This is a genomic window from Streptomyces griseus (assembly GCF_001715295.1).
Classification (GTDB): domain Bacteria; phylum Actinomycetota; class Actinomycetes; order Streptomycetales; family Streptomycetaceae; genus Streptomyces; species Streptomyces griseus_G.
This window is the reverse complement of record NZ_MDKB01000003.1, coordinates 502,722-519,970: the sequence shown is the minus strand read 5'-3', so window position 1 is coordinate 519,970 and position 17,249 is coordinate 502,722. Positions and strand designations below refer to the sequence as shown.

General features: G+C 69.4%; 12 protein-coding genes and 1 pseudogene. 6 read left to right on the top strand and 7 right to left on the bottom strand.

Annotated features, from left to right (window positions below; all coding sequences use genetic code 11):
- Window positions 1–409: 409 nt before the first annotated feature.
- The gene (locus BA175_RS18550; RefSeq protein WP_069172552.1) at window positions 410–1,204 is read left to right on the top strand and encodes a GntR family transcriptional regulator; all 795 of its coding nucleotides are present in this window, start codon (window positions 410–412) and stop codon (window positions 1,202–1,204) included.
- Window positions 1,201–1,863, top strand: coding sequence for a YdcF family protein (locus tag BA175_RS18545; protein ID WP_069172551.1), 663 nt, complete (start codon window positions 1,201–1,203; stop codon window positions 1,861–1,863). The genes BA175_RS18550 and BA175_RS18545 overlap by 4 nt, the downstream gene beginning before the upstream one ends.
- Here the strand turns inward: BA175_RS18545 and BA175_RS30905 are convergent.
- Both BA175_RS30905 and BA175_RS29760 read right to left on the bottom strand, forming a co-directional pair.
- Window positions 1,860–2,423, bottom strand: coding sequence for a hypothetical protein (locus BA175_RS30905; protein ID WP_139131404.1), 564 nt, complete (start codon window positions 2,421–2,423; stop codon window positions 1,860–1,862). The two genes, BA175_RS18545 and BA175_RS30905, sit on opposite strands and share 4 nt — an antisense overlap.
- A complete protein-coding gene (locus BA175_RS29760) occupies window positions 2,390–3,898 on the bottom strand; it encodes an RNA-directed DNA polymerase (RefSeq protein ID WP_079159669.1) in 1,509 nt (502 codons plus the stop codon). Before BA175_RS29760 ends, BA175_RS30905 begins: the two co-directional genes overlap by 34 nt.
- Before the next feature lie 340 nt (window positions 3,899–4,238).
- On the opposite strand from BA175_RS29760, the pseudogene BA175_RS32300 reads away from it, so the two are divergent.
- Window positions 4,239–4,325: pseudogene (locus BA175_RS32300) on the top strand (glutamine synthetase); the annotation flags it as partial.
- Window positions 4,326–4,407: 82 nt separating this feature from the next.
- On the opposite strand, the gene BA175_RS18540 reads toward BA175_RS32300, so the two are convergent.
- Together BA175_RS18540 and BA175_RS18535 are read right to left on the bottom strand one after the other, a co-directional pair.
- Window positions 4,408–8,373 carry a S1 family peptidase gene (locus tag BA175_RS18540; protein WP_069172550.1) on the bottom strand — a complete coding sequence of 1,322 codons (3,966 nt, stop codon included), beginning with the start codon at window positions 8,371–8,373 and terminating at the stop codon, window positions 4,408–4,410.
- Window positions 8,374–8,388: 15 nt separating this feature from the next.
- Window positions 8,389–8,697 carry a trypco2 family protein gene (locus BA175_RS18535; protein WP_254667912.1) on the bottom strand — a complete coding sequence of 103 codons (309 nt, stop codon included), beginning with the start codon at window positions 8,695–8,697 and terminating at the stop codon, window positions 8,389–8,391.
- A 237-nt stretch (window positions 8,698–8,934) separates the two neighbouring features.
- Here BA175_RS18535 and BA175_RS18530 point away from each other — a divergent pair, with 237 nt between their 5' ends.
- Complete coding sequence (locus BA175_RS18530; protein ID WP_069172549.1) at window positions 8,935–10,137, top strand: hypothetical protein; 1,203 nt, start codon at window positions 8,935–8,937, stop codon at window positions 10,135–10,137.
- Between the two features lie 222 nt (window positions 10,138–10,359).
- On the opposite strand, the gene BA175_RS18525 is transcribed toward BA175_RS18530, so the two are convergent.
- Complete coding sequence (locus BA175_RS18525) at window positions 10,360–11,148, bottom strand: SDR family oxidoreductase (RefSeq protein WP_069172548.1); 789 nt, start codon at window positions 11,146–11,148, stop codon at window positions 10,360–10,362.
- 544 nt (window positions 11,149–11,692) lie between these two features.
- On the opposite strand from BA175_RS18525, the gene BA175_RS18515 reads away from it, so the two are divergent.
- Window positions 11,693–12,487, top strand: coding sequence for a putative protein N(5)-glutamine methyltransferase (locus tag BA175_RS18515; RefSeq protein ID WP_069172546.1), 795 nt, complete (start codon window positions 11,693–11,695; stop codon window positions 12,485–12,487).
- Here BA175_RS18515 and BA175_RS18510 read toward each other — a convergent pair.
- On the bottom strand, window positions 12,459–13,007 hold the full coding sequence (locus BA175_RS18510; RefSeq protein WP_069172545.1) for a pyridoxamine 5'-phosphate oxidase family protein: 549 nt from the start codon (window positions 13,005–13,007) through the stop codon (window positions 12,459–12,461). The genes BA175_RS18515 and BA175_RS18510 overlap by 29 nt on opposite strands.
- A gap of 144 nt (window positions 13,008–13,151) precedes the next feature.
- Here BA175_RS18510 and BA175_RS18505 point away from each other — a divergent pair, with 144 nt between their 5' ends.
- On the top strand, window positions 13,152–16,148 hold the full coding sequence (locus BA175_RS18505) for a bifunctional [glutamine synthetase] adenylyltransferase/[glutamine synthetase]-adenylyl-L-tyrosine phosphorylase (protein ID WP_069172544.1): 2,997 nt from the start codon (window positions 13,152–13,154) through the stop codon (window positions 16,146–16,148).
- An 18-nt stretch (window positions 16,149–16,166) separates the two neighbouring features.
- Here BA175_RS18505 and BA175_RS18500 read toward each other — a convergent pair whose 3' ends face one another.
- Window positions 16,167–17,222, bottom strand: a complete 1,056-nt coding sequence (locus BA175_RS18500) for a phosphatase PAP2 family protein (protein ID WP_069173102.1) — start codon at window positions 17,220–17,222, stop codon at window positions 16,167–16,169.
- Between the last annotated feature and the right edge of the window lie 27 nt (window positions 17,223–17,249).

Sequence of the window (17,249 nt, the reverse complement as noted above, 5' to 3'; positions counted from 1 at the left end):
TCGAGCACCGTGTGCGCTGGTACGGGTTCGGTTCTCCTCGTCGCAGGGCACTGCTCGCTCCGGGGAGGTCCGAGGTCCCGGAGGTCATCGCAGCTTCAAGGTGTGCTCTGCGGTTCTTTAGAGCCGATGGCGTGTCCCCCATCTGGGGTGTGGGGCCTGTTTGCATCAGGTCCGTTCTCGATCGGCTGGTCTCCACTCGCCTCGGCTGTGCAATCGCAGCCGTGCCGGTGGATCACGCTGTGGAGTTGTCAGGCGCTACCGCGAGGAGGCTCCGGGGCATCACAAAGGCTGCCTTTGAGCTTTGCTGTCCTAGGACTGCGGAGCGCCTGGGGAAACCATGGCGCACAGTCCCAGGACTGTCAACAGTCCTGGGACTGTGTTTGACTGGAGTCCGAGACGAGGAGGACGCATGGCACCGAAGTGGCGCGAGCTGGCGGACCGGCTTGCTGACCGAATCAAGAGCGGCGAGTACGCGCCGGGACAGCAGCTGCCGCACATCAGAGACCTCGTCGAGGCTGGCGAGGGCAGTAAGTCAACGGTCCACCAGGCCTATAAGGCGCTGGAAGCGGAAGGACTCGTCACCTCGTCTCGTGGCCACGGCACCGTCGTGCGGTCGCAGACGCCGATAAAGCGTCTTGGGATCAGTCGCTACGACAAGGCCAAGTGGCGTGACGGGGACGAAGTGGCCTTCATCGCGGACCGAGTCGCGTCGGGGCGTGCCTACCGACGCGGGGAGCAGACGCAGAACGTCAGCCGGGTCGAGGCACCGCCGGCAGTTGCGGCGGCCCACGGGCTGCCTGTGGGTTCGGAGGTCTACGCGCGGGCGCGCCTGGTGAAGGAGGGCGACCAGCCGACGCACACCCTGACCAGCTACTACCGGCCCGAGCACGTCGAGGGCACTCGACTCGTCGATCCCACTCCGGGGCCGGCGGGGCGAGGCGGCGGATATCGGGTGCTGTACGACGCGGGATACGAGATCGACCACATGAAGGAGGAGCTGTTCGCCCGCATCCCCACAGCAGAGGAGGTCAAGCAGCTACAGCTGCCCGTGGGTGAGCCGGTCGTGGAACTGCACCGGACAACATGCACGGCGGACGGCACCGTCGTGGAGTACGCCATCGGCGTCCACGCAGCCTCACGCTTCGCGTGGGAGTACGACTTCAAGGTCCCGGACTCTGCGCGCAAGGAAGAGGTGCGGCCGTGATCTCGGAGCGGTCGTGGGCGGACGCCCAACTCCTATGGGACTACCACCAGATGCACCACGAACCGCGACCGTGCTCGGTGGCGATTGGCTTGGGCAGTCACGATCTGGGGGTCGCCGACACAACGGTCGATCTCTACAAGCGGGGCATGATGCCGCTGATCGTCTTCACCGGCGCCACGAGCCCCACGACGCGGGACCGCATGCCGCGGGGCGAGGCCGTTCACTATCGCGAGCGAGCGTTGGAGTTGGGGGTACCAAGTTCCGCGGTGCTAGTTGAAGCCAATGCGCGGAACACAGGCGAGAACATCAACTTCTCCAAGACCTTGCTCGAAGAGGCCGGCGTCGATGTCTCATCCGTGCTCTTGGTCAGCAAACCCTATGAGGAGCGCCGGGCCTACGCCACGGCCTGCAAGTTGTGGCCCAGAGTGGAATTTGTCAGTGCGTCCACGGTAGTGGCGATGGGTGATTACATTGCGTCAATTGGCGACGCATCCTTGGTGATTGACATGCTCGTGGGATCACTGCAGAGGTTGCTGATCTATCCCGATCAAGGGTTCATGATCAGTCAAGCCGTCCCGGAGGTCGTAAGTGATGCCTACTTGCGCTTGAGGAGTCAAGGCTTCACGAATCGACTAGTTCCCGAAAGTTTTAAGTTCTAAGGTTTCAGATCTCCTACGGAGAGATCGAAACCGTAGATAAAATCGCGGCTAACTGTGATGGATCTTTTGGCGGATTCTGCCGAAAGGGCCAAGTTCACGCCGTGAACGTCCACCTTCAGAACCGAAGCCAGTCTCCGACGTAGCTCCGTGAAGCGCGCAAAGTTGGACTGTTGTCTACTGGTCAGGCTGCCCGATCCGTGAACAATGGCATTTCGACATTCAATGACGACGTCAAAATTCTGTTCAAATGTTTGACCTCTTATGTTGAATCCGAACCCGCCTGAAAGCCACTCGTAGCGAGCTGGCCAACTCCGATTCATGTCGTCGCCGAGCTTGGTCAGGAGGGCTCGCCCGAACCGACTATCTGACACCCCTGAGGTGGAGACTAGGGTGTCTATGGTTCGGTCCACATGCACTTCCACGGCGGTCACGGCGTCAATGAAAATCCATTCCGGGCTGACCACTGAGTGTTCTACGCGAAGCGCGAGGCGAGATAGTGTCTCGATGCACTGTTCGCCCGAACTGGTCAGTTCTCTGAATCCTGCTGCTTTTTTGCCCACTCATAAGCCTTCTTTATCATTGGGCCGTCTTGGCTCACAGCATTAACGACGGACTTCCCGATTGTTCCCTGTTTTCCCATACATGCGGCCAGGGCGGGTTGACTCACAGGGGTTGCGCGAGTGTAGAGGTCCGTCAGGTCCCTTTCTGTGAGCCGTCCATGGCATGCCGCTGCCCAGGCGGCCTGGGCGCGGACTACCTCGTGTCGGTCGGAGAGCTGGCGGTCCACCCACTCCATCACAGGAGGGTAATCGTGGGAGCTTTCAGTTCGCACTTTCGTCTTCGTGACTGTGTCAAGTAGCCACAGCTTCGCCCAGGGGCTCTGGCGCCCCATGACTGCGAGTTTGCGGATGGTTGGCCACGGGTCCTCCCAAAGGGCGAACTTTTCGTTGCGTGACAGCACGTATCCGCAAACGGAGACCAGAAACAGGGGATGCTTAAACACAACTTCATGAAGGACTTCGTCAGGGACGCGTTGGTTGTATCCGCGGAGCCAGCCCAGAGCACCGGGAAGGAAAGTTCGGTAGTGGCCTTCAAGGCGGAACGAATCCTCAGGTGCGGCCGCTCTCACAGCATTTAGCCACTCGTGAAGAACAGACCACATGGCCGCCTGCATTGCTTCCTCGTCGTCGGGTTGACTTGTCTCGCTTATCAAGTCGCCGTAGTCGCCCCACAGGAATACCTGTGAAAGTTCGATCTTTGCTGCCTCGAAGGAGTCATTGATAAAGCGAGCCTCGGATTCCTCTGCCGCGATAACGGTCGCGCGTTTGCTGATGCTTGTCTTCTCGCTCGAAAGCACCAGGCCGATACCGCGCGCGTACTCCGCAGCCCGTTCGATGATTACATTCGCTGTTTCCCAGTCCGTGCATGCGGCAGTAAAGTCATCGACAAAGCGCACGATTGAGTAACCCTCGCGAGTGAGCTGTCTCTCAAGAGTGCCGATATATAGGTCTGCCAGATGATCGCTTGCCGTTGAAAGCTGCGGGAGGCCTCTGGCCCCACCTACCACAGAGGAAAGGGCGTTTCTCAGATTCGTGGCAGATTCCGGGCTAAGGGTGTGCGTCAGAACCTGCTGTTCCAAGATGTGATGATCGATGAACTCGTAATAGGAGGCGATGTCGAATCGTACGATGTAGTCACTCTCGCTATCGATTGCGAACGATTTGTATTTCTCCCAGTTTCCCTCTTCTCGGCTCTTTGGTCCCAGTGCTTCACCCAGGTGCTGAACCAGAGCTGAATAGGCCACTCGTGCCGCAGTGCTTGCGATAGTGACGGGCCTCGGGCCGGAGCGCTTCTTGGGCATCGCTATTGTCTCGTGCGGTAGTGAGAGGTGCCCCGCGAGAATCATGTCGGCTGTGGCTGCAAGCTCACGTGGGCAGTCGACGAGACACTCATCCACGATAAGCCGAGGAAGTCGCTCCAGCTGAATCGAGTCAAGGTTTTTCGCCACGGCCATGGTGTCGATGCGACTGCTCATTCGTTACCTCTCTGCCTGCGTAGCGCTGCGGTCCGACGTGCCAGGCAGCGGGCATGTGGGACAAGGATGACCTATCCAGGCGCTGTTCGGGACTGGTTTAGCTTGGTGAGACGCCAACGCGCCGGGCGTCGTCTGCGCTTCTCGGGACTCCTGGCGCATGCCGGCCTGAACCCGCCTCTGTCTGAAGGCTTCTGGCGGTGACTGGGTGCCTTATCTGGGCCGTCTATGGGCCGTCGAGCGTCAACTGGCAGTAGCCAACGACGACCAGGGATGACCTCGTTACCGCAGGTGACAAGGGGGTAGTTGCGCAACGCCCAAGTCGTAGAGTCCGCCACGCAACTTCCTGCGCAACAAGAAGCAGGAGTGGGAGGAGTACCGCAGCGAGGTCACGGCCTTCGAGCTGAAGAACCTCCTGCCGGTGCTGTAACCGCAGGTCGGAGCCGTCAGGGTGCGTGTACGTGGCTTCGGGCCGACGGTGCGGCACCGTCGGCCCGAAGCTGTCGGGGCGGCTACTTGATGCGCAACACCAGGCGCTTGCGGCACTCGGCGATGCGGCGGACCTGTTCCGGGTCACCCTCCCCGCGGGCGCTCAGCCAGGTCGCGCAACAGTGCGCGGCCCGGACCGTGTCCGCCTGGGTGAGCGACGAACCGCAGACGCCGAGGAGGACGGGGGCGGCGTCGGCGCGGGTGGCGAATCGTTCCAGCCACTGCAGGCTCGTACCGACCGCGGCTCGAGTCAGCTCCGCGGGGAGGTCGTTGAGACCCAGTACGGCGGCCAGGACTCTGCCGAACTGGGTCGCGCCGGGCGTCGGTCCCATCCAGCGCAGCGCGATCTCCACCGCGTCCTCCGCCTGCCTCCGGGAGAGCCGGGGATGTTCGAGCACGAGGCCGAGCACCTGGCTGCCCGCCTTCGGGCGGTAGCCGGTCGGCAGGGAGGTGCCCGCCCAACTCAGGCATCGGGCGTGAAGGTCGTTCAGGACCACCGGGGAGAGGCCCTCACGGCTCCTCAGCAGTACGGCGAGCACGGCGAAGACGTCATCGTTCCGGGTGGCGTTCCTCAGGATCGAGCACGTGCGGGAGACGACGCGGTTCCAGGTCGGGGGGTACATCGCCCGGTGGGAACGGAGTGTCTCCAGCAGACGCAGGCCGTCCGGCTTCCCCAGCGTGCGCAACGTGATCCGGTCGACCGCGCGGTTGGCCAGGGGGTCGAGGCTGCCGCCCGGGACGCAGTCGAGTGCCAGAGCGGTGGACAGCAGGCGGATCCCGCTGCTGTCCCTGGGGTTCCCGTCCAGCCACTTCACCGTCGCCGACACCGCGTCGGCGGCCGCCTCGGGGGGCAGGTAGGGCCCCCGGAACAGCGAGGTCAGCAGGTAGCTGTTCTGCGGGTCGGTGGGGTTCTCACGAAGGATGCCGAAGGTCAGAGCCAGGAGCCGGGCCGGCAGTGCCTCATCGAGCTCGGTCTCCATCAGCAGCGGCTGCACCAGGTTGCGGACCCCCGAGGGCAGCGGATCCCTCTCGTACAGATCCAGGGCGGCGGAAGCCAGGGCGCGGAGGTCCTCGCCCTCCAGGATCCTCCTGCGTACCGCCCCGGCGAACACCGAAGGCCACGAAAGGTGTTCCGTACCCTGTGTCTTCAGCCACTCCGGGGTCAGTTCCCTGAGGCAGTCCCAGTCGTCGTCGGTCAGCTTGATGCGGGTTTTCAGGACGCTGGAGTGGAGCCTTCCGCCCTGAGGGTCCGTGGGGTTGTCGCGCAACCAGATGAGTGCCAGATGCAGGGCCCGGTGCGCGGTCTTGTCGTAGGGGATCGGCGCTGCTACCAGTGCCGCCAGCACATGCCCCGCGGCCGGTGTCTCGCCGTGGTGGGAGAGCCAGGCGAAGGCGCGTGAGAACACCTCTTTGCTCTGATCCGGCCGGAGATCCCCGCAGACGCGCATCCGCTCGAGCAGAGGCGGAAGGATGTAGCTCGTGGAGAGTGCGTCAGGGGCGGTGTAATCGTCGAGCAGGATGTCCACCGCGTCGTGCAGCGCCTGGCCCCGCAGCCCGTTCCGGTCCAGGAGCGACTTGACGAGAAAGGTCGCCTCCGTCGTTCTCCGGTTCTCGAGCCAGTGGACCGCCGCCTGCAGCAGTACCTGCGCACGGTCCGCCGGAGGCGGCTGCCCCGCAGGACTCAGCAGCGCGCTCAGGATGAACGGCGCGTGACGCGTCAGCCCGTGCTCGGTGAGCCATCTCCCGGCCATCCTGACGAGCCCGTCGTACAGCGGTGGTTCGGTGGCCGGATCCCGCAGCAGATGGTTGAGCAACACGTAGGAGTCTCGCGACGTGTGGTGTTTGGCCACCCAGGAGAGGGAGAACGACCTCAGGACGTCGGCCGGCAGGATGTCGTGCGCACGGTTGCTGGCGAGTACCTGCCAGGCCCGGCCGGTGAGGCCGTTCCGGATCAGCCACGACTCCACGATGCCCCGCCGGCGGGCTTCGTCCGAGGGCTGCCAGAGGTCGTCGGCGAGCAGCGCGAGCAGGGTGCCGGCCGAGGCGTGCCCCGTGAGCCAGACCGTGATGTCGTCAGCCCTGTTCCGCCACCACTGCTGGACGCCTTCGATCAGCGCCCTCGCGCGCCCGTCCTCGGGCGGGAAGGTGTCGTACAGCCGTTCCATAGTGCGGATCAGGTTGCGCATATGCGTGTCGGAGAACCGGCCGGCGTCGAGCACCTGCTCGAAGACGCCCTGGCGCAGGCGTGCGGTGTCGGTGTCGTCGTCGAACAGGATATGGCGCAGGTACTCGTCGGCGATCGAGTCATGGACGGTCCGCACCTGGTCGCCGTAACGGTGCAGCAGACCCCAGTCGTGCAGCCGTTCGATCAAGTGCATCTCGTCGGTCGGGTCCAGTAGCCGTGTCTCGCAGTGGAGCGCCTCACTCTCCGGCAGCGGTACGGTCGCGAGCACGGCCGCGCACGCGACATACCGCCGCCCGGGCGGGGATGGCGTGCTGGTCATGCTCTTGTCGCGCGGAGTCCGCAGGTCGGCCTGGCGTAACAGGGCGTCGACCCATGTGGCGAACTCGCTGCCCGTTGTCCCCATCGCCGTGCCCGCGGTGCCCACGTGCTGCTCCTGCTCGAGGAGTTCCTCGTAGAACTGTGCGAGCATCGCGGCGATGGCCGGCTGAAGGCCGCAACGCGACGCGAGCTCTCTGCGACCCAGCTCCTTCAGGGCCCTCGGCGCGAACTGCTCGAACACCGCGGCCTGGATGCGGGCCTGGTGCCCGGGGTCCGCCGGGATCTGGACCCTGTTGAACACCATGGTTCTGTGCGCGTTGTCGTCCCGGTCCAACCAGCGCGGCCGGGTGGAGGCGAGCAGAGCCAGGCGCGTCCCCGTCTGTTCCATCCGGGTCAGCAGGCTGCCGAAGCTGCCGTGCGGCGGAAGGGTGACACGGTCCAGGTCGTCGAGAACGAGCAGCACCTGGGTGGGAAGGGCCTCGACGGTCTCCTCCAGCTCGTCAAGACTCGTGGCCCCGGTGAGATGGATCACCGTCCAGCCGTCGTCGGACGCGGCCGCCGCTTCCGCGACCTCTACGCAGGTGCGGCTCTTTCCGCAGCCGGGAGGGCCGACGAGCAGAATCGCCGGGGGTTGTCGGAAGGTGCGCCGCCCCAGTGGCGGCCCGACTGCGCGGGTGAGCCAGTCGAGGATCTCTCCCGGAGTGCGCAGCTTGCCCTCCTGCTTCTCCGGGGTGACGAACGGCGGGTGGTCGGAGCTGAGGACGGGAAGTGTCCGGTGGGTGGCCAGTACGTTGCCGTGGGTGCGGTCCCAGCCGTCGGGCAGCAAGGGCTCGGGTGGCAGCTGGACGCCTGCCTTGCCGAGGTGGCGCTCCCACTCCGGATCCGTGAAGTCGGCGAAGCCCCTGACCTCGTGCATGCCGGGTCCGGTCCTCGCCAGATGCAGTTCGAAGACGCCCAGGAGAAGTCCGGAATCGATCCCGAACACCGGGGCCCCGGACATTCCCGTCCAATGTTCCTCGGGACCCCAGTAGGCGGGTGCGTCGTCGAGGGTGACGCGCCTGCGGTCACCGTCCATGACGCTGCCTGGGCTGAGGTGTCCCTCCACCTGGTGCGGAGGGCGCAGCGGCACACCGCCGTCGTCCTGCCTGAACTCCACGAAGTGGGGGAATCCAAGGCTCCGGATCCTCACACGGTCGATGCCGTACGTGGCATGGAGCCGGCCCAGGCCGACCGGCTCGACCACGTCGGGCGGCTCCTCGAGGAACTTCATCAGTGCCAGGTCCCGCTGTTCGTCGTACCAGACGCGTTCCACCGGGTCCCACCCCCGGCCGCTCAGCCGAACCGTGCACCGGGCGGCGTCTTCGACCACGTGGTGCGCCGTGAGGATCAGACGGGTGGCGATGCGGTAGCCCGTACCGAACGCCTTGGTGTGCTCGTCGTACACCTGGCAGACGCGGGACGGGGCCAGCACGCTCTTGGGCGGCATGGGCGGACGAGGGCGTCAGCGCGGTCGGCTCGACACCCGGTCGGATGTCTTCACCTGGCCGCCACTGTCCGTGACGGCGTCGAGAGTGAGGCGAATGGTCTGCACCGCGGACTCGGACTCGGCCCGCTTGAGCCCCCCGGAGATCACGTGGATCTTCACTCCGCCGTTCTTCTCGTCCGAGCGGGTGATCGTCGTCTGGAGTTCGAGCTCGATCGACGAGACGAGAAGGCGTACGGGATCGCCCTCGGCCTGCCTCGCCGCGGTGGCCAGCTCGGCCCGGATCGCGTCGAGAGCTGCCGCAAGTCCGACGTCCTCGTTCACCATCGTCAACCTCCCCCGTGTGCCCACGCGTTCCGGCGCGTGGGCGCCTCAGTTTAGGTCAGCGCCGTGATCCACGGCAGCCTCGATCCAGCCACCCGCCGCGGCCCCTCGACGACCGAGGACGCCGCGCGTCGGTCCTTCGGGCACTGCGGGGCGGCCCTCGGCGCGGCCTCGGGCCGGGTGGCCGTTCCGTTATACGCGGCAGGGCAACCGATCCGGCGGGAGCGGGGTCGAACCGGCGTGACCAGAAGCCAGCTCCACCCCCTGCGCGCCGTTGTCGGCGCGGTCTGTCTGTTGCTGAGCGCCTGCACGGTCGGCGCGGCGGACGAGAAGCAGGCCCACCCCGTCTTCGACGTACCGGTCGAGCAGCAGCCCCGCCAGGCGCTGCTCGCCACGCAGGCCGCGCGCACCGCGCGCTTCACGCAGTCCCTGACGTTCACCTCGCCGGACGGGGACACGGTGCAGACGTCGACGGGACGCGTCGACTTTCCCGGCGGCCGTGCCGCCGGCTCGATCGCCTGGACACTGGCCGAGGGCCTGCCGGAGGAGGCCAAGGACGCACTGCTCGGTACGCGGCTCGGCGCCGGCCGATCCCCGGCCGGGGTACGCGTTGCGGTCGAGCCGGACACCATCCGGCTGCGCGCCGGGGAGGCCGGGTACTGGCTGAGCTACGCAGGGGCGTCGGCGGCCTTCGGCGGTGACGACGCCATCGATGTGCTGCGCGGGGCCGAATCCGCCTTCGGCGGCACGCTTCTGGAGACCGTGAGCGGCGTCCAGGACGTGAAGGAGTCCCCGGCCGGTGACGGTGGCCGGACCTACCGGGCGAAGCTCACCGCTTTCAACGCCCTGCGCATGTTCTCCAAGGACCTGCGTGCCGAGCTGACCAGTGACATCGATCCGAACGGCACGGCTACTCCCGTGACGCTGGGTCTGTCGGCTGACGCCGAAGGCCGCATCACACGGGCCGAGGCGGACTTGTCCGCCCTGCTCGACAGGAAGGACAGCGCCCTCGCCGGGACGACGGGGCTGCGCGCCGTCCTGACCCTGGGTGGCTTCGGGGCCTCGGAACCGGCCATGCCCGCCCCCTCGGAGCGGACGCTCGACGCGAAGAAGGCCACCACGGCCGTCGGCGAGGTGGCGGAGGGTGCGTGCGCCGACCTCACGACGGGCACCCGCATCCTCGACATGGTCGTCTCCGTACCCTGCGCCGGGCCCCACGAGGCACGCGTCTACGCCCACGAGGCCTTCGGGGCCCGCTATCCGGGGGACAGGAAGGCGAAGCGGATGGCGAGGGCGGCCTGCGACGAGGCGTACGGGTCGGCCCCCGCGGCCTGGACCGCCGAGGGCGCGAAGAAGGACCACTACTGGTACACCTGGCCGGGCGAAGGCCGCTGGGGAGTCGGCGCCGAGCCGGTCGTGACCTGTTACGTCCTGACACGGTGAGGGCGACGACGGGGGAGACGGCCGCACGGCAGCGGCAGCGGCAGCGGTGACGGAGAAGGCGGCGGTGACGGTAGCGGTGACCGAGGGGGCGGGGGAGACGGCAGCGGTGAGGGGGCGGGGGAGACGGTGGCGGTGACGGAGAAGGCGGTAGGTGACGGCGCCGGGAGGCCGCCCGTCCGTCTCGCTGCCACCGCCGTGCGGAGGCCGCCCCCGGCCGTCCACCTACCGCCCGCGCCCGGCAGCCCCGCCGAGGCCCCCTCCGTCCGCGCCGGAGCCGGTACGGGCCGTCAGGTACTCCTCGAACGTGCCCGTGCCCACCGCGTGTGCCGGGGTGAGGTGGCCCCCGGCGCGGAAGCTCCGGTACGCCTTGCCGAACAGGGGCACGCTCACCACGCGTCGCCTGCGTCCGGTGGCGGCGAGATAGGCGTGGGCCAGCTCCGGGAAGGTCCGCACCTCCGGGCCGCCCAGATCCTCCACCCGGCCCGCGGGTGCGCCCGTCGCCAGCGCGGCCAGTCGGTCGGCGACCTCGGACGCCTCCACGGGCTGGTCGCTGACGCCCGCCGGGAGCAGGAGTACCGGTAGCTTGGCCAGGCTCCCCAGGACCGTGGCGACCAGGTCGTGGAACTGGGTGGCCCGCAGGACCGTCCAGCCGAGCCCCGACTCCTCGACCATCCGCTCCACGGCCAGCTTCGCCCGGTAGTAGCCGAAAGGCACCCGGTCGACGCCGACGATGGAGATGTGGACGAGATGGCCCACCCCTGCCCGCCGCGCCGCCGCGATCAGGTGGGCGGCCGCCTCCTCGTCGCCCCCGCGCGGTCCGCTCGCACAGTGCACGACCGTGTCCACGCCCTCGACGGCGGCCTCCAGGACCGGGCCGCCCTGCCGCAGATCGACGGCGTACGGCTGCGCGTGCCTGCTGAGGACCCGGGCCTGGTGCCCCTGGGCCCGCAGCCGCTCGGTGACGAGGCGGCCGAGCGTTCCGGTTCCGCCGGTGACCAGGATCGTGCTCATGGTCGTTCGGTCCCTTCGGACGGTGGGCGCTCCCGGGCGGAGCGCCCCACACCCCCTCAGGACGGAGCAGCCGCCCCCGGTGTGACATTGCCACCGCGACCGGCCCTGCGCGAGCGCGCACCGGCGCCGCACGAGGACCGGCCCCGTCGGGTGCACCACCGCCGTACGGCGACGACCGCCCCGGCCCGTGCCGGCCGTGGACTCGAGGACCGGCCGCGGGCCGACGCGATGCCCGAGCCGCTGGTCCTTCCCTCCGCCGGCGTCAGGAGCCCGGCAGGCCGCCAGGGTTCGCGCCGGGACGCGCTCGACGCGGACCCCGGACCCCGGTCGGACCCGGCCCGGGCCCGTTCGCGGCGGGGTGCCCACGCACGGGAACGCCCCGAACCGCTCTGGTAGTGTGCCGCTTCCCGAGAACGGGACCGACCCAGGAGGTGAGACCCATTACCGCTGTATCAGCACGGGTGCTCAGCCCTCGCCGTCGCGTGGCCGACACGGCGTAAGCGACCGCGGAGCGCCCTCGGTTTCCCCGAAAGGCTTCCGCCGCATGACACCGTCGACCCCACCGTTCACCGCCGCCTCGATCGTCACCACCCTCCGCGCCGCCGGCTGCGTCTTCGCCGAGGACGAGGCGGAACTCCTCCTGTCCACCGCCACCGGCCCCGCCGAGCTCGCCGCCATGGTCGAACGCCGCGCCGCCGGACTGCCGCTCGAACACGTCCTGGGATGGGCGGAGTTCAGCGGCATGCGCATCACGGTGGACCCAGGCGTCTTCGTACCGCGGCGCCGTACCGAATTCCTTGTCGCGCAGGCCGCGGCGCTCGCCCCCGCCGGTGCGGTGGTCGTCGACCTGTGCTGCGGCTCGGGGGCGCTGGGAGTGGCCCTGGTGTCGGTGCTGCCCCGGGCCGAACTCCACTCCGCCGACGTCGAACCCGCGGCCGTGCGGTGCGCGCGGCGCAACGTGGGCGCGCTCGGGACGGTGTACGAGGGGGACCTGTTCGCCCCGTTGCCCGCCGCGCTCCGCGGCCGCATCGACGTCCTGCTCGCCAACGTGCCCTACGTACCCACCGAGGACGTCGGCCTGCTGCCCGCCGAGGCGCGCGTCCACGAGCCCCGGGTGGCACTCGACGGCGGCGGCGACGGGCTGGACGTCCTGCGCAGAGTGGCCGCCGAGGCGCCCGGCTGGCTGGCGCCCGGCGGCAGCCTGCTCGTCGAGACGAGCGAGCGTCAGGCGGAACGCGCCCGGGAGACGGTGGGCGGCAGCGGACTCGATCCGCGCGTTGTCGTCTCGGCGGAGCTGTACGCGACCGTCGTCATCGGGACGCGCCCCCGCTGTCCGTGAAGCGCCAGCGGGTCTGACCGAACGGGTCGCCCTTGGCGAATCCGAAGGCCGTGCGCGGGGCCACCGCGAAGACCAGCGCACGGCCCCCGGCCCCGTTGGAGAACATGCCGTCGGTGACGCCGAAGTGCCAGTCGCTTCCGTACTTGGCCTCCCAGCCCTCGGCCAGGGCGATCAGCCGTTCTTCGTCCGCCACCCTCACCGCCCGGCCCTCGACCACCACGTCGAGGCCCTTGTCCAGCCTGTTGACCCCGGTGGTCAGGACCACCTCCGGGTTGGCGGCCAGATTCCGCGCCTTGCGCTCCGCCGGGCCCGTACAGAAGTGCAGCGCGCCCCGCGCCCACAACCCGATCAGCGGCGTGACGTGGGGGCGGCCGTCGGGGCGGACCGTGGACAGCCAGTACAGCTCCGCACCCTCCAGCACCGCGACCCCCTCCGCCCACGGGCGGGCGGTGGCGTCCACACCGCTGTAGTGCGGGTCCAGAGCGGTGTCGGGCGTGGTGTCCCGGTCTCCGTCCGCCATGACGGGCCTCCTCGTGGTGCGGTGCGTATGCGTTCCAGGCCATCGTGCCCGGGAAGTGGTGACTGCGCCGCCGCTCCGGATTCATCGCCGCCCTTTAAGCTTCGAAGACCGGATGTGCGAGGCGGGCGGGCAGGAGAACGTGGGATGACGACGGTGCCGGGACGCAGGAGCAGTACGTTCACCCGCCTGCTGCGGCACGGTTTCACCGACCCGTCCGCCGCCGAGCAGCTGCTGGAGCTGCCCGCGCTGTCGTCCGTACGGTCCGACTCCGTCCTCCTCGACGCGCTGGGGGCGACCGCCGACCCCGACCTCGCCCTGCGCGGGCTGGTCCGGCTCGTCGAGGCCGAGGAGGCCGACGAGCGGCAGGTCCTGCTGGACACCCTGGTCACCGCCAAGCCGCTGCGCGACCGGCTCCTCGGCGTCCTCGGTGCCTCCGAGGCCCTCGGGGACCATCTGGCGCGGCACCCGCGCGACTGGCAGGCACTCGTCACGTACGAGGCCACCGACCTCCACCCCGGGGTCCCGGAGTTCGAGCACATGCTCGCCGGCGCGGACGACCCGGACGCGTTGCGGGCCGCCTACCGCCGGTCCCTGCTCTCGATAGCGGCCCGGGACGTGTGCGGGACGACCGATGTCGCCCAGGTCGCCGCCGAGCTGGCCGACCTGGCGACGGCCACGCTGCGCTCGGCGCTCGCGATCGCGTCCGCCGCCGCCCCCGCCGACGCCGCGCTGTGCCGGCTCGCCGTCATCGCCATGGGCAAGTGCGGGGGGCACGAGCTGAACTACGTCTCCGACGTCGACGTGATCTTCGTGGGCGAGCCCGCCGAAGGGTCGGAGGAGAGTGCCGCCCTGCAGGCCGCCACCCGGCTCGCCGCCCACATGATGCGGATCTGCTCCGACACCACCGTCGAGGGCACGATCTGGCCCGTCGACGCCAACCTCCGCCCCGAGGGCCGCAACGGACCGCTCGTACGCACCCTGTCCTCGCACCTCGCCTACTACCAGCGCTGGGCCAAGACCTGGGAGTTCCAGGCCCTGCTCAAGGCCCGCCCGGTCGCCGGGGACCGGGCGCTCGGCGCGGAGTACGCCGAGGCCGTCGCCCCCCTCGTCTGGCAGGCCGCCGACCGGGAGAACTTCGTCGGCGACGTGCAGAAGATGCGGCGGCGCGTCGTGGACAACATCCCCGTCGACCGCGTCGACCGGGAGCTCAAACTCGGCCCCGGCGGGCTCCGGGACGTCGAGTTCGCCGTACAGCTCCTCCAGCTCGTCCACGGGCGCAGCGACAGCACGCTGCACTCCGGCTCCACACTGGAGGCCCTGCGGGCGCTCGCCGACGGCGGGTACATCGGGCGGGCCGACGCGGCGCAGCTGGACGAGGCCTACCGCTTCCTGCGCGCCATGGAGCACCGCATCCAGCTCTACCGGCTGCGCCGCACCCACCTGGTGCCCGAGGACGAACCGGACCTGCGGCGCCTGGGGCGCTCGCTGGGGCTGCGCACGGATCCGGTCGCCGAGCTCAACAGGGCGTGGCGGCGGCACGCCTCCGTGGTGCGGAGACTGCACGAGAAGCTGTTCTACCGGCCGCTGCTGGACGCCGTGGCGCAGCTGGCCCCCGGCGAGAGCCGGCTCAGCCCGAAGGCCGCCGTCGTCCGGCTGGAGGCACTGGGCTACGCCGACCCCGCCGCCGCGCTGCGGCACCTGGAGGCCCTGTCCTCCGGGGTGTCCCGCAAGGCGGCCATCCAGCGCACGCTGCTGCCGGTGCTGCTCGGCTGGTTCGCCGACTCCGCCGACCCGGACGCCGGACTCCTCGGCTTCCGGCAGGTCTCCGACGCGCTCGGGAAGACCCCCTGGTACCTGCGGCTCCTGCGCGACGAGGGCGCGGCGGCGGAGAACCTCGCCCGCGTCCTGTCCGCCGGCCGGCTCGCCCCCGACCTGCTCATGCGCGCTCCGGAGGCCGTGGCCATCCTCGGAGCCCCGGAGGGGCTGCGGCCCCGCGACCGCGCGCACCTGGAGCAGGAGGTACTGGCCGCCGTGAGCCGGGCGCCGGGAGCGGAGGCGGCCGTCACGGTGGCGCGCGGGGTGCGACGGCGGGAACTCTTCCGTACGGCGGCGGCCGACCTGATCGGCTCGTACGGCACCGAGGAGAGTCCGGCCGAATCCGATCCGGGGGCCCTGGTGGACCGGGTCGGCTCCGCGGTCACCGACCTGAACGCCGCCACCCTGTCCGGGGCACTGCGCGCGGCCGTACGCGCCCGCTGGGGCGACACCCTGCCGACCCGGTTCGCCGTCATCGGCATGGGTCGCTTCGGCGGGCACGAGCTGAGTTACGGCTCCGACGCGGACGTCCTGTTCGTGCACGCGCCCCGTGAGGGCGTGAGCGACGAGGAGGCGGCCCGGGCAGCGAACACGGTCATCACGGAGATGCGCAGGCTGCTGGAGCTGCCGTCGGCCGACCCGCCCCTGCTGATCGACGCCGATCTGCGGCCGGAGGGCAGGAGCGGGCCGCTGGTGCGCACGCTGAAGTCGTACGCGGCGTACTACCGGCGCTGGGGGCTGGTGTGGGAGAGCCAGGCGCTCCTGCGGGCGGAGCCGATGGCGGGGGACGAGGAGCTCGGGCGGGCGTTCGTCGAGCTGATCGACCCGCTGCGGTATCCGGTGGAGGGGCTGCGGGAGGACGCGGTACGCGAGATCCGGCGGCTCAAGGCGCGGATGGAGTCCGAGCGGATGCCGCGGGGCGCCGACCCCACGCTCCACACCAAGCTCGGGCGGGGCGGCCTGAGCGACGTCGAGTGGACGGTGCAGCTGATGCAGATGCAGCACGGGTGGGCGGAGCCGGGACTGCGGACGACGCGTACGCGTGAGGCGCTCGCCGCGGCCTGCGCGGCGGGGCTCGTCCCGGTGGAGGAGGCCCAGACGCTGGACGAGGCGTGGGTGCTGGCCACCCGCGTGCGGAACGCGGTGATGCTGGTACGGGGGCGGCCGGGGGACACCTTCCCCACGAACCCGCGCGAGCTGACGGCCGTGGGGCGCTACCTCGGGTACGAGCCGGGGCACGTCGGGGACATGCTGGACGACTACCGGCGCATCACCCGGCGGGCGCGGGCGGTGGTGGAGGAGCGGTTCTACGGGGCGGCGGGGTGAGGTGACCCGGGAGACCGCTCAGGCGGCGGGCGGCCGGCCCTCTTCGGGTGCCGCGGCGCGCAGGTGCGGGTCCGGTTCGGGTGCCGCGGCGTGGTCGGTCCGGTCCGGCTCCGGTCGCCCGGAGGGAGCCGCAGTACGGTCGGTCCGGTCCGGCTCCGGTCGCCCGGAGGGAGCCGCAGGGCCCGGGAGCAGGGCCCGCAGGCGGCCCTGCCGGGCGGAGCGTGGCACCACCTTCGGCAGGCGGTGCGGCAGCGCGCCGTACCAGGCGTACGACAGCGCGTAGCCGAACGCCAGGCAGGCCATGCCGCCCACCGCGTCCAGCCAGAAGTGGTTCGCGGTCGACACGATCACGATCAGCGTGGCGAACGGGTAGAGCAGGCCCAGGATCCGCGCCCAGGGGGCGGTCGCCAGGGCGCATATGGTCAGACCGCACCACAGGGACCAGCCGATGTGCATCGACGGCATCGCCGCGTACTGGTTCGACATGTGCTTGAAGTTGCCCGAGGCCATCGACCCCCAGGTCTGGTGCAGCATGACCGTGTCGACGAAGCTCTCCCCCCGCATCAGGCGGGGAGGGGCCAGCGGGAACAGGTAGTAGCCGAGCAGCGCGACCGCCGTGGTCGCGAAGAGGATCAGACGGGCCGGCGCGTAACGGCCCGGATGGCGACGGAACAGCCACACGAGCACACCGATGGTGACGACGAAGTGCAGCGTCGCGTAGTAGTAGTTCATGGACACGATCAGCCATGTCACCGAGTTGACCGCGTGGTTGACGGACTCCTCGAAGGCCAGCCCCATGCCGTGCTCCAGGGACCAGATGAGGTCGGCGTTGCGCAGGGCCGCCGCCTTCTGCTCGGGAACGGCGTTGCGCACCAGCGAGTAGAGCCAGTAACTGACCGCGATGAGCAGGATCTCGAACCACAGGCGCGGACGGCGCGGGGAGCGCAGGGAGCCGAGTCGTCCGGACCACCGGGGGCGGAGCGCCGGACGGTCGGCGGCCGCCGCTTCGTCCGTGCGGGGTGACGGGGTGACCGCCGTGCGGTCTTCCTGTGTAGTCACAAGCGATTCACCCATGGGCGCAGAGTCTGCCAGATTCGTGTC